The sequence below is a fragment of the Tissierella praeacuta genome (assembly GCF_040396155.1).
GTDB lineage: Bacteria > Bacillota > Clostridia > Tissierellales > Tissierellaceae > Tissierella > Tissierella praeacuta_A.
The window spans coordinates 190,815-203,373 of sequence record NZ_JBEBOY010000001.1 but is presented as its reverse complement, the minus strand read 5'-3'; the positions used below and the strand labels follow the sequence as shown (position 1 = coordinate 203,373).

12 protein-coding genes are annotated in these 12,559 nt (G+C 29.3%); 8 read left to right on the top strand and 4 right to left on the bottom strand.

What is annotated here, in order from left to right; translation table 11 throughout:
- Nucleotides 1-16 precede the first annotated feature (16 nt).
- Both nudC and abc-f read left to right on the top strand, forming a co-directional pair.
- Nucleotides 17-835: an NAD(+) diphosphatase gene (gene nudC, locus ABWP20_RS00890; RefSeq protein ID WP_353092802.1), complete on the top strand. Its 819-nt coding sequence runs from the start codon at nucleotides 17-19 to the stop codon at nucleotides 833-835.
- A 447-nt stretch (nucleotides 836-1,282) separates the two neighbouring features.
- Complete coding sequence (gene abc-f / locus ABWP20_RS00885) at nucleotides 1,283-2,920, top strand: ribosomal protection-like ABC-F family protein (protein WP_353092800.1); 1,638 nt, start codon at nucleotides 1,283-1,285, stop codon at nucleotides 2,918-2,920.
- A 53-nt stretch (nucleotides 2,921-2,973) separates the two neighbouring features.
- On the opposite strand, the gene ABWP20_RS00880 is transcribed toward abc-f, so the two are convergent.
- The 4 genes from ABWP20_RS00880 to rodA form a co-directional block, all read right to left on the bottom strand.
- Nucleotides 2,974-4,050: a DUF4097 family beta strand repeat-containing protein gene (locus tag ABWP20_RS00880; RefSeq protein WP_353092798.1), complete on the bottom strand. Its 1,077-nt coding sequence runs from the start codon at nucleotides 4,048-4,050 to the stop codon at nucleotides 2,974-2,976.
- Nucleotides 4,051-4,062: 12 nt separating this feature from the next.
- Entirely contained in the window at nucleotides 4,063-4,632 is a 570-nt protein-coding gene (locus tag ABWP20_RS00875) for a DUF1700 domain-containing protein (RefSeq protein WP_353092796.1), read from the bottom strand.
- Nucleotides 4,629-4,946: a PadR family transcriptional regulator gene (locus tag ABWP20_RS00870; RefSeq protein WP_353092794.1), complete on the bottom strand. Its 318-nt coding sequence runs from the start codon at nucleotides 4,944-4,946 to the stop codon at nucleotides 4,629-4,631. The genes ABWP20_RS00875 and ABWP20_RS00870 overlap by 4 nt, the downstream gene beginning before the upstream one ends.
- Nucleotides 4,947-5,050: 104 nt before the next feature.
- On the bottom strand, nucleotides 5,051-6,157 hold the full coding sequence (gene rodA, locus ABWP20_RS00865) for a rod shape-determining protein RodA (RefSeq protein ID WP_353092792.1): 1,107 nt from the start codon (nucleotides 6,155-6,157) through the stop codon (nucleotides 5,051-5,053).
- A gap of 257 nt (nucleotides 6,158-6,414) precedes the next feature.
- Between rodA and ABWP20_RS00860 the strand changes: the two genes are divergently transcribed.
- The 6 genes from ABWP20_RS00860 to ABWP20_RS00835 all read left to right on the top strand — a co-directional run bounded on the left by ABWP20_RS00860 (nucleotide 6,415) and on the right by ABWP20_RS00835 (nucleotide 12,535).
- Nucleotides 6,415-7,245 carry a deoxyribonuclease IV gene (locus ABWP20_RS00860; RefSeq protein ID WP_353092790.1) on the top strand — a complete coding sequence of 277 codons (831 nt, stop codon included), beginning with the start codon at nucleotides 6,415-6,417 and terminating at the stop codon, nucleotides 7,243-7,245.
- Nucleotides 7,242-8,276: a tRNA epoxyqueuosine(34) reductase QueG gene (gene queG / locus ABWP20_RS00855; protein ID WP_353092788.1), complete on the top strand. Its 1,035-nt coding sequence runs from the start codon at nucleotides 7,242-7,244 to the stop codon at nucleotides 8,274-8,276. Before ABWP20_RS00860 ends, queG begins: the two co-directional genes overlap by 4 nt.
- Before the next feature lie 58 nt (nucleotides 8,277-8,334).
- Nucleotides 8,335-9,525: a glycine C-acetyltransferase gene (locus ABWP20_RS00850; protein WP_353092786.1), complete on the top strand. Its 1,191-nt coding sequence runs from the start codon at nucleotides 8,335-8,337 to the stop codon at nucleotides 9,523-9,525.
- 71 nt (nucleotides 9,526-9,596) lie between these two features.
- Entirely contained in the window at nucleotides 9,597-9,887 is a 291-nt protein-coding gene (locus ABWP20_RS00845; RefSeq protein ID WP_353092785.1) for a DUF503 domain-containing protein, read from the top strand.
- 8 nt (nucleotides 9,888-9,895) lie between these two features.
- Nucleotides 9,896-10,546 carry an endonuclease III gene (gene nth / locus ABWP20_RS00840; RefSeq protein WP_353092783.1) on the top strand — a complete coding sequence of 217 codons (651 nt, stop codon included), beginning with the start codon at nucleotides 9,896-9,898 and terminating at the stop codon, nucleotides 10,544-10,546.
- A gap of 15 nt (nucleotides 10,547-10,561) precedes the next feature.
- Entirely contained in the window at nucleotides 10,562-12,535 is a 1,974-nt protein-coding gene (locus ABWP20_RS00835) for a cell division protein FtsA (protein ID WP_353092781.1), read from the top strand.
- The last annotated feature ends 24 nt before the right edge of the window (nucleotides 12,536-12,559 follow it).

The following is a 12,559-nucleotide window of genomic DNA, read 5'->3' as shown; positions in this document are numbered from 1 at the left end:
AAGGATAGAGTATGGTATGTATATAAAATTTGAACCTTCAAAAGATTCGTTATACGATGAATGTAATAAGGATCGTATGTATTTATTTAATGGAAATAAGCTTATGGTAGAGGTAAAAGATAAGGAATATATTGTACCTAAGAGGGAAGATTTAGAAACATTTAAATTACAAATAAATTATTTACAATGTTTAGGTGCTTATAATGGTATAAACTGTTATTCTGGTGAAATAGGAGAGGGTGCAGGGAATGATTATGAATTTATAGATTTACGGACATATTCAAAGAATATAAATCATGATGATTTCTTAGTATCTGCTAAGGCATTACTTTTATTAGATTATGTAAGAAATAATCAAAGATGTGGAATATGTGGATCTCAAATGATTGCTAAAATTAGTGGAAATGATAGGGCTATGATTTGTTCCTCCTGTGATAATATGGTATGGCCAAAAACTGCTCCTGCAATAATAGTAGCAATTACAAAAGAGGATAAGTTATTACTAGCACACAATAGAATGTTTCCAGATGGAATGTACAGTGTAATTGCAGGATTTGTGGAATTAGGTGAGACTTTTGAACAATGTGTAAAAAGAGAAGTCTTTGAAGAAACAGGCATAAAGGTACATAATATAAAATATTTTGGTTCACAGCCATGGCCGTTTCCAAATTCAATGATGATAGGTTTTACAGCAGAGTATCTAGAAGGAGAAATAAAAGTAGATAATGATGAAATAATTGATGCAAAATGGTTTGTAAAGGAAGAAATCCCGGGTAAATATAGGAAGTCCATTAGTATTAGTACGGAATTAATAGAATGGTTTTTAAATAAATAATATGATATTTTTTTTTGAATTTTGTATAAGTTATTGAATAAATCTTTTTTTATTGGCATAAAATAATATTTGGGTCATTAATCATATTTCTTATAAATATGACTTTTAATTTGTAATTAAAAGAATTGGTCAAATTTAATTTAGTAGCTTTTCCTTGAAAAAGCAATTAAATTGTGATAATATTTAGTTGATTAAAATAATATAAAAGGATGGAAATTGCAGAAATGAGAATATAATCCGCTTAAATTAAAAGAACAATTTGAACTTAGGAAAATAATACCTATTGAGTAGGTTTGTTTTTGCTGTAAAAATGTTCTGAAGTGGATTATAATCGTTTATTATTTATTTGAATTGACTATATTTTTAGTTGATTTATTTATTTTTGCAATAATATTTGTAATAATAAAGGATATTTAATCCCTTCAGATTTATAGGAGGGATTTTTTTATGTTGATTTTAGAGATAAATAATTTGAAAAAGTATTATGGAGATAGACTTATATTAGATATAAAAGATTTAAAAGCATATACAGGTGATAAAATCGGTTTAGTTGGATTAAATGGTTCTGGAAAAACTACATTACTTAATTTAATTTCGAAAAAAATAAATCAAGATGAAGGAACAATAAAAACAACTATTGAGCCATTTTATATTAAACAATTAGAAAACGAAATTAATAAAGATGTAGACAATGAATATATAAGTAAATTTGGACTCAAAAATAAAAATGAAAGATATATGAGCGGTGGAGAGATGGCTAGGTTAAAAATTGCTGAATTTTTAACTGATAACAGAAGATTTCTTCTTGCAGATGAACCAACTTCAAATCTTGATTTTGAAGGGATTAATATATTAATAGAAAAATTGTCTAATTTTGATGGATGCATGATCATTACTTCTCATGATAGGAATTTATTGGAGAAGGTATGCAATAAAATAATGGAAATTGAAGATGGAAAAATTAAAATATATGAAGGAAATTATTCAGAATATAAATCTCAAAAAGAATTAGAAAAAAAGACTCAAAAATTAGAATATGAGAAATATAATAAGGAAAAGAGAAGATTGGAAAGAGTTTTATTTGATACAAGAAAAAGAACAGATAAAATAAGAAGAACACCTAAGAGAATGGGAAACTCCGAAGCAAGGCTTCATAAAATGGGTGGGCAGAATTCTAAGAAAAGCTTAGATAATAAAGTAAAAGCGGTGGCTTCTAGGTTGGATAAATTAGAAGAAAAACATAAAGCAAAAGAGATAGAAAAAATAAATCTGGATATTAAAGGTGATGAGTTGTTTTCAAAAATAGTTATTGGGGGGAAAAATATCACTAAGACCTTTGAAAATAGGGTCCTGTTTAAAAACTCTAATTTTCAAGTATATAATAAATCCAAGGTAGCTTTAATTGGTAACAATGGCAGCGGAAAGACTACATTATTAAAAATGATAATGGAAAATGCTCCTAATATTAATATTTCTAAGAAAGCTAATTTAGGATATTTTAGCCAAAATCTAAATATTCTAGATGAAAACAAAACCATAATAGAAAACCTTCTTGAATCAAGTAATTTAGAGCAAGAGGCGAGGGATATTCTAGCAAAATTTCTATTTAAGCGAGAGGATATATATAAAAAGGTTAGTGTAATAAGTGGAGGTGAAAGAGTAAAAGTATCCTTAGCAAAAATACTCTTAAGCGATTTTAATATATTAATTTTAGATGAACCAACTAATTATTTAGATATATATTCAATTGAAGCACTGGAGGAAGCTTTAATAAACTATGGAGGTACTTTATTATTTGTATCCCATGATAGAAGATTAATTGAAAAAGTAGCAGATACAATAATGATTATTGAAAACAATAAAATTAATATATTTCAAGGGAGCTTTAATGAATATAATAAAAAGGATATGATAGAAGATTCCAATAAAAAGGATATCTTGTATAAGAAGGCAATACTAGAGAATAGATTAAGTGAAGTAATAGGGCTTCTTTCTATTTCTGCAAATGATGAAGAAAAGAAGGAACTTGATTTAGAATATCAAAAATTATTAAAAGAATTAAGAGAATTAAAGGAAATTAAATAAATAAAAATCTAAAACCTACAAAAGTAGGTTTTAGATTTTTGTATAGGAATCTCTTATTTTTTCTTGAATTCAACATCTCCAGAAGAAGTACTGATATCAATAGATTTTTCCCCTGAACCTATTGTCGCCCTAAATCTACCTTTTTCATTTTCTTCTATATTCATATCTATAAAGGAACTAAAATCGCCAGAAGAAGTTGAACCTTTTATATTGTAACTGGCATCATTACTAAGTTTAATGGATATATCACCTGAGCTAGTGGAAATATTCATATTTCCGCTTACTTTTTTATTGTTTAAAGAAATATCTCCAGAACTGGAAGTTACAGTGATTTCACCTATAAAACCATCTAATTCCATATCACCAGAAGAAGTAGATAAATTTAATGATTTTCCTTCTAAGTTTTCTAATTCTAAATCACCAGAACTAGATGATATACTTATATTATTTCCAACTAAATTTTTGATATAGATGTCACCAGAAGAAGTGGCAGTACTAAAATTACCTTTGAAAGACTTAGGTATAAATACTTCTAATAGAATATCAGATTCTACTACTGAATAACTATTGGAATTTATCTCAAGTTTAATATTTATGTGATTAGATATTTTTTCAATTTCTAGTTCTGGGACCACATTTGTTTTCATTTTACCATGATAACGAATCTGAACATCATCTCTATCCTCTGGTATTACTTTAACATCTATAAATGGGGAAGAAATTTTTATATTATCTATACCATTTATCTCAGCAAATTTTTCTTCATTGATTGTTTCCCATTTTATATCTTTAGAATTTATACCAAACCAGTTTCCACCATTATCAATTCTATGACTAGTTCTATTTTGATCATTTATTTTAATACCATTCCATCCAATCTTTACTTCATCTTCACCATCAGTGACTTTGATCCCATTCCAACCTATGGATACATGATCATCTCCATCTTTAACTTCTATTCCATCTATACCTATTTTTACTGTCCCATCATTAGATTTAATATTTAATAAATTGCCAGATTTAGAACCTGTAAATCTATAATTATCGTTATATCTTAGGGATAAAAAACCTACTCCAAAAGCAATGAGAGCAATAGCTAATAAAATTGGAACAAATTTTTTCATATTCATTTTTCAACCCCCCTATTTATTAATTACTTCTACATTCCATTGAATGTATTTAACTACTAGCTTATAAAATCCTTTTGTTAAATATATTGATAGTATTATTCCCAATGTACCTAATGCAAGTAATCCTATACCAAATGATATAGAAGTAAGTATATGAGGTGATGGTATTGGTGTAAAAATTGCAATTGGAAATCCAAAGAAAATTGCGATGCCGCCTAATATAAAACTGAAGGAAATGCCGTACGAGCCAATTAATAAGCCTACTAATGTCATAAAAGGAGCTAATACTACTATTAGATTAAATCCTATTAATAATAGTGTAATCAATAATTTTCTTGTATTATCATTGGAAGAATTCATATTATAATTAGTCTCATTGTAGTTAGGTTTATAAGTTGTTCTGTAATTCTTTGCAATTTCTCTAGGGTCTCCTAATTCCCTAGATATTTCTTCTTCTGATTTACCCTTGGAAGTTCCTATATCAAAATGCTCTTCATAGTCTGATAAAATATCTTGTATTTCATCAAGGGATAAGCCTTGCAAATATGTTTTTAATCTATCTAAATATTCTTTCCTGCTCACGATAATTCACCTCTTAATATATTATTTACTCCGTCAATAAAACTTTGCCATTCTATTTCCAATTCTTCATAAACTTCCTCACCACGAGCTGTTAGTTTATAATATTTTCTAGGAGGACCTTCTTGAGATTCTTCTAAATAAGTGGTTACATATCCTTCAGATCTAAACTTTCTAAGTAATGGATAAATAGTACCCTCAGATATATTTATATATTGTGAGATATGTTCAACTAATTCATAACCATAGAAATCCTTTCTATCCAGCAAGGAAAGAACACAAAGTTCTAAGACACCCTTTTTAAATTGAATATTCATAAACTTCTCTCCTTATTATTATATATTGACTATAGTATATCATACGCTACCTTTTATTACAAGGTACTGAAATAAAAAAATACAGGAGAATATTCTCCTGTTGGTTAAAAGCTTAGTTCATCCCTATGAACACTTACACTTAAAATTATTCCTATACAAATCATATTGGACAATTGGAAGGTACCTCCGTAGCTTATAAATGGAAGGGGAATACCTGTAATAGGCATAAGTCCTATGGTCATTCCTATATTTTCCCATATATGAAAAAGGAACATTGCAGCAAAACCAATTATCATTAAAGAACCAAATAAGTTTTTAGATTTTTTCGCTATTTTAATGAATCTATTGAGAAGAATAAAATATAGAGAAATAAGACCCAATCCCCCTAAAAACCCTAATTCTTCTCCTATTACAGCAAAAATATAGTCAGTTTGTTTTTCAGGCACATAGTTAAATCCAGTTAGTACACCTTCAAATAAACCTCTACCAAAGACTTTCCCAGAGCCAATAGCAATTTTCCCAAATTTAGCCTGATATCCAGTATTAGCTGCATCTCTTTCAGGATCTAAGAAATTAAAAATACGATCTTTTTGATATGGACTAAGTTTCAGCCACAATACGGGAAGACTTAGTATTCCAATTAAAAATGCATAGCCGATATATCTCCATTTTACACCAGCAATAAACAACATTACAGCTATGAAGAATATAAACACCATGGCAGTACCAGCATCTGGCTGAAGAAGTATTAGTACTACTGGTGCAAATGCAAATGCTAGTATTTTTAGTAGTATAAATGGTTCATTTATGCTTTCTTTATTATTATCTATAAATTTAGCTAATGAAATAATCAAACCGATTTTTACAAATTCAGCTGGTTGAAATTTTATAGGTCCGATCTTTAACCAAGATCTTGCTCCCCACTGTTCGTCACCGATTCCAAATATCAAAACAGCAACCAGTAAAATATTACACACTACATAAATAGGTATGTATAGTTTCCCTAGAAACTCATAATCTAATAAAACTAATACAGCAATGACAATTAACCCTAAAATTGTAGCTATTCCCTGAGTTTTTACAAAGCTCATAGTTCCTTTACTTAGGGTTGCGCTCATTATCATAATTAAACCATAGCCACATAATATTAATGTGGTCAAAAACAATATATAGTCAAAATTTTTATAGGATTTTTTCTTTAAATTAAACATAAACTTATTTCCTTTCGTAAGACAAGTTTTTATTGAATCATAAATGTCTTAAATTGTCTTATTTTTACCTTAAATTCAATTATAACATATTTTATTACTTTCAAATAGTTAAAAATATATGACAATGTGGTATCATAAAATATGATATTATAATATACAAGAAACGCTTTCAACATATTAGAGAGGCTATTCTTGAGACCCATTTAGGTTAAGTTTATAAGAAGCTTTTCTATGGGATATAAGAAAGGATGATTAGAGTGTTAAATATTGGATGTCATTTATCTATTTCCAAAGGACTATATAAGGCAGCATTAGATGCCATTTCTATAGGAGCCAATACATTTCAATTTTTTACGAGAAATCCTAGAGGTGGCAAGGCAAAGGAAATTGATATGGAAGATATAAATAAGCTTAAAGAATTAATATTAGAATATAAATTTGCGCCACTTTTTGCTCATGGGGCTTATACTATGAATCTTGCTTCAGATAAGAAAGAGACTAGAGAGTTTGCAAATATAATATTAAAGGATGATTTGGAGAGACTAAAATTAATTCCAAATACTTATTATATATTTCACCCTGGTTCACATGTAGGACAGGGAAGTGAAAAAGGTATAGAATTTATAGTTAATGCTCTTAATGAAGCTATAGATGAAGATAATGATACAGTAATATTATTAGAAGGCATGTCAGGCAAGGGAACAGAAATAGGGAGAAATATGGAGGAGCTTAAATATATAATAGATGGTGTGAAGAATAATAGAAATCTTGGTATATGTATGGATAGCTGCCATTTATACTCTAGTGGCTATGATATAGTTAATGATTTAGATGGAGTATTGGGGGAAATAGATAGAATAGTTGGCATAGATAGATTAAAGGCAGTACATTTAAATGATAGCAAAATGGAGTTTAACTCCAATAAGGATAGACATGAAGTAATAGGAGCGGGAACTATTGGGCTAGAAGCTATAGTAAATATAATCAACAATCCTCTATTAAAAGATTTACCCTTTAATTTAGAGACACCAAATGAATTAGACGGTCATAGAAAAGAAATTGAATTACTTAGAAGGAAATATAAATGAATGAATTAAATCAATATATAATCAATAAATCCAAAGAATTGAATATAGATATTTGTGGTTTCACAGATGGCTTACCATTATATAATATTAAAGATTATTTAAAATATAGAGAAGAAAATAGGATAAAAACAGAGTTTGAGGAAAAGGATATAGAGAAAAGAATAAATCCTAAGCTGACTATGTCAAATTGTAAATCTATTATAGTTGCAGGTCTTTCTTACAATGTAGATTATGATGAAGTTCCAGATTATCCACTGAAGGGGAAGTTGTCAAAATCTACTTGGGGTATAGATTATCATAAGGTTCTCAAAGAAAAGATAGAATTACTTATTGATGAAATAAAAAGAAAAGTAGATTTTGAATATAAATATTTTGTAGACACAGGACCGTTAATAGATAGGGAGTTGGCCAGAAAAGCAGGCATTGGATATTACGGGAAAAACTGTTCTATTATAAATGACGAATATGGTTCCTTTATATTCCTAGGATATATATTAACTAATTTAGAGTTAGAGTTTAGTAAAGAAATTTCAAATAAATGCGGAGAGTGTGATCTTTGTCTAAGGGCCTGTCCAACTGGTGCCTTGGAGGGTGCATACAAGTTTAATCCTAAAAAATGTATATCATATTTAACACAAACAAAGGATAATATTCCAACTGAGCTTCGAGAAAAAATGGGAATAAAAATATATGGTTGTGACACCTGTCAACTGGTTTGCCCAAAGAATAAAAATATAAAGCAATCTATCCATGAGGAATTTATACCTAATATAACTAAGGGATATATGAATATAGAAGAGCTTTTATCTATGTCAAATAAAGAGTTCAAGAAAAAATATGGAGAAATGGCTGGCAGCTGGAGAGGAAAAAACATACTCAAAAGAAATGCAATTATTGCTTTAGGAAATATGAAAAAAGAGGAAAACATACAAATTATTATGCCGTTATTAGAAGATTCCAATGTGGTAATAAGAGAATATGCACAATGGGCCATATCAAATATTTTACTAACAACTGTATCCAATAAATAAAAAGATATGTTATAATATATCTGTTATATATGTTTAGAAAAATAGGGGGGGTTATATTGTGTCTAATGTTCATGAGTTAAAATTTTTAAAAGAAAAGATTGAAGAACTTAAAAAAGACGGAGTTTATAGGAAATTACCTGTATTAGAAGGTGCAAGTGAAGCAGAAGTAATATTAAATGGCAAAAAAGTTATAAACTTATCCTCAAATAACTATCTTGGATTTGCTAATCATCCTAGATTAAAAAAAGCTGCTATTGAAGCTGTAGAAAGATATGGAGCAGGTACAGGTGCTGTAAGAACTATTATAGGAAATATGGATATTCATGAAAACTTAGAAGCACTTTTAGCTAAATTTAAAAAAGATGAAGCAGCATTTTTATATCAATCAGCTTTTAACTGTAATGCAGGAACTATTCAAGCAGTTACAGAGGCAGGAGACATCATTATATCTGACGAATTAAACCACGCTTCAATTATAGATGGTACTAGATTGTCAAAGGCTGCTAGAGGAATTTATAAACACTCTGATATGGACAGCTTAGAGGAAGTATTAAAAGATGCTAGAGGCAAACATAAAAATATCCTTATAATTACTGATGGTGTTTTCAGTATGGATGGAGATATAGCAAAACTTCCTGAAATAGTTGAATTAGCTGAAAAATATGAAGCTATGACATATGTAGATGACTCTCATGGTTCAGGAGTATTAGGTGAAAGCGGAAGAGGTACTATTGACCACTTTGGCTTACATGGTAGAGTAGATTTTTCAATGGGTTGTCTTTCTAAAGGTATAGGAGTAATGGGAGGATATGTATCTGGTTCACAAGCTATGTATGATTGGTTAAGTCATAGAGCAAGACCAGTATTATTCAGTACATCCTTACCACCAGCAGTAGTTGGTGCAGTTACTGAAGCAATAACAATGCTAATGGAATCAACAGAATATACAGATAAACTTTGGGATAATGCAAAATACTGGAAATCAAAAATTGGCAGTCTAGGATTCAACACAGGTCATAGTGAAACTCCAATCACTCCAGTAATCATCGGAGATGAAGCAAAGACTATGGAATTCAGTAGAAAATTACTTGAAAACGGAGTTTTCGTATCAGGTATTGTATTCCCAACAGTTCCAAAAGGAACAGGAAGAGTTAGATGTATGGTAACAGCAGCTCATACAAAAGAGCAATTAGATAAAGCTGCAGAGGTATTTGAAAAAGTAGGAAAAGAAATGAATATATTAAAATAATTTAAGGGGGAGATATTCTCCCTTTTTCTTTTACATAAATATTATATAAATTGTGAAGTCTAGATATAGAGGTGGTAAATTTGGTAATAGGAGCTTGTTCATTGGAATTAATCATATACGAGTCTCATTCTCTAAAGGAAAAGAGACAAGTTGTAAAAAGTATAATAGGGAGAATACAGTCAAGATTTAATGTATCAATAGCAGAAATAGATTTAAATGATAGTTGGCAAAGAGCAATAATAGGGTTTGCTTGTGTAACAAATGATGTAAATCATGCTAACCAAATATTGTCAAATGTGATAAAATTTATAGATGAAGATAGTAGAGTAGAAATAATAGAAGATAAAATAGAAATATTGTAGGTGAGAAAATGAAAAAGATGTTATCAAAAGAAGAAATAAAAATTGTATTAGAAAGGCTTACGGAAAGATTTCCAGATGCAAAGGCAGAGTTGAATTTTACCAATCCATTCGAGCTCTTAATTGCAACCATACTTTCAGCACAATGTACAGATGTACAGGTGAATAAGACTACAGCAGTATTATTCAAAGAACTGAAAACTCCAGAGGACTATATAAAGTTATCTGATGAAGAATTAGGAGGAAAAATTAGATCCTGTGGATTTTATAAGACAAAAAGTAAAAATATTTTAGAAACATGCCGACTTCTTATAGAGAACTACAATAGTCAAGTTCCTGATACTATGGAAAAGTTAGTTTCTTTACCAGGTGTAGGCAGAAAGACTGCAAATGTAGTTTTATCCAATGCTTTCAATACTCCAGCTATTGCAGTAGATACTCATGTTTTTAGGGTTTCTAATAGAATAGGATTAGCTAATAGTGCTAATGTACTAGATACAGAGAAAGATTTAATGGATAATATAGAAAGAGAGATGTGGTCAAAGGCACATCATTTATTAATCTTTCATGGTAGAAGGATTTGTAAAGCTAGAAACCCTTTATGTACTATATGCCCAATAACTGATTATTGCTTTTACTATAAAAAGGAGACTAAACAATAGGAAGAAGGTGTTATTGTGAAGGATGAATTAATATTTTCTTTAGATATAGGTACTAGAACCATAATAGGTATGGTAGGAGAATATACTGAGAACGAAGTATTTAAGGTACTTGCTTTTACCATAAAAGAACATAAAAAGAGGAATATGTATGATGGACAGATTCATGATATAGAGGGAGTAGCAAACCTAGTTAAAGAAATAGTAGTGGAATTAGAAGAAAAGACAGGGGAAAAGTTGAAGGTTGCATCAATCGCCGCTGCTGGACGAGCTCTCAAAACCCATAAAATAAGGATAGAAAAATCCATTGATAGTTCAAAAGAGATATCTAAATTTGATGTAGAAGCCTTGGAATTAGAGGCAATACAAAAAGCACAAGAAGAAATAAATGAAATAGAGATGAATAGAAGTCTCAGATATTATAGTATAGGCTATACAGTATCTGATTATTATTTAGATGAAGATAGAATGGAAAAATTACAAGGGCATAAAGGAGAAAGAATAGGAGTTGAGCTTTTAGCTACATTCTTACCCCAAATAGTTATAGAAAGTCTATATTCTGTAATTTCAAAGGCCGGATTAGAAGTGGGAAGTATTACACTAGAGCCTATTGCAGCAATTAATGTAGCTATAAAAAAGGAATTAAGATTACTTAACTTAGCATTAGTAGATATAGGTGCTGGAACATCTGATATTGCCATTACAAAGGATGGACAAATTACTTCATATGCTATGACATCAACCGCAGGAGATGAAATAACAGAGAGATTAGCAAAGGCATATTTACTTGATTTCAATAGTAGTGAAAAATTGAAAGTAGAGCTTAGTAAAAAAGAAGAGCATGAATTTGTTGATGTAATTGGAATACCATATAAGCTTACTACTACGGAAATAGTAAATAATATTAAAGATATAATTGAAAAGATTGCAGGAGAAATATCAGAAAAAATTATTGAATTTAATGGCAAATCTCCAAATGCAGTGTTTCTAATTGGAGGAAGTAGTCAAATGCCTATGCTAAGGGAGATACTTGCTGAAAAACTTGGGTTGCCAAAGGAAAGGGTTGCCATAAGAGATGTATCTATTGTTGGGAACATAGATGGTTTAGAAGGCGTTAATGGACCTGATATGATAACTCCAATAGGAATTGCTATTGAAGGTGCTCAAAATAAGTATAAGAATTTTATTAAAGTAAATTTCGACGGTGAGGAAGTTAGGATATTTAACTCAGAAGATATAGTGGTTTCTGATGTTTTAGTCCTTACAGGATATAATCCAAGAGACCTGCTTCCAAAAAAATCCAATGATTTTATTTATTATCTAAATGGCAAAAAAAGAATAATAAAGGGAAAAGATGGGACTCACCCTGAAATATTAGTAAATAAGAAACAAGCTAATCTAAGAACAAAACTTTATGATAAAGATATTATAGAGATATTACCTAGTATAGTAGAGCCTTTAATATCCCCATATTTATATGATGTAGTAACTGTGGATAAAACTGTATGTTTTCAAGAGGAAGAAGTAAATCTTGTAAAATCTATTAAGATAAATGGAGAAGAAATAAAAAATAATATTATTCTAAGCCCAGAGGCAAATATAGAAATTGAGGAAATAAAAACTTTGGAAGAATTACTTTTGCAGTATAATGATAATTACTCTAAATATGAGTTTTTAGTTAATGATATTAAAGTATCTAACAATTATCAACTGAAAAAGGGAGATACCATTATAAGAATAGATAATATTAAGACAGATAATAAGATAGATAACAAAGGAGATAATAAAAAATCAATTAAATTAGTAATAAATGATGAAGAGATGGAAATATACTATAAAAAAGATAAATTTGTTTTTGTAGATATTTTTGACTATATAGATTTTGACTTATCTTCATTAAAGGGAAAACTTATTTTGAAAGTAAATAATAAAGATGCAGAATACCTAGAAGAATTAAAGAATGGAGATAGTATAAAAGTCTATTGGGAATAAAATATTAATATTCTAGGCTGGAGG

Excerpts from the sequence above, each read along its gene's own strand:
- rodA (WP_353092792.1), bottom strand. The coding sequence starts at position 6,157 with ATGTTTAATTTAAAGAAAAAATCCTATAAAAATTTTGACTATATATTG.
- abc-f (WP_353092800.1), top strand. The coding sequence starts at position 1,283 with ATGTTGATTTTAGAGATAAATAATTTGAAAAAGTATTATGGAGATAGA.
- ABWP20_RS00870 (WP_353092794.1), bottom strand. The coding sequence starts at position 4,946 with ATGAATATTCAATTTAAAAAGGGTGTCTTAGAACTTTGTGTTCTTTCC.
- nudC (WP_353092802.1), top strand. The coding sequence starts at position 17 with ATGTATATAAAATTTGAACCTTCAAAAGATTCGTTATACGATGAATGT.
- ABWP20_RS00880 (WP_353092798.1), bottom strand. The coding sequence starts at position 4,050 with ATGAATATGAAAAAATTTGTTCCAATTTTATTAGCTATTGCTCTCATT.
- nth (WP_353092783.1), top strand. The coding sequence starts at position 9,896 with ATGAAAAAGATGTTATCAAAAGAAGAAATAAAAATTGTATTAGAAAGG.
- queG (WP_353092788.1), top strand. The coding sequence starts at position 7,242 with ATGAATGAATTAAATCAATATATAATCAATAAATCCAAAGAATTGAAT.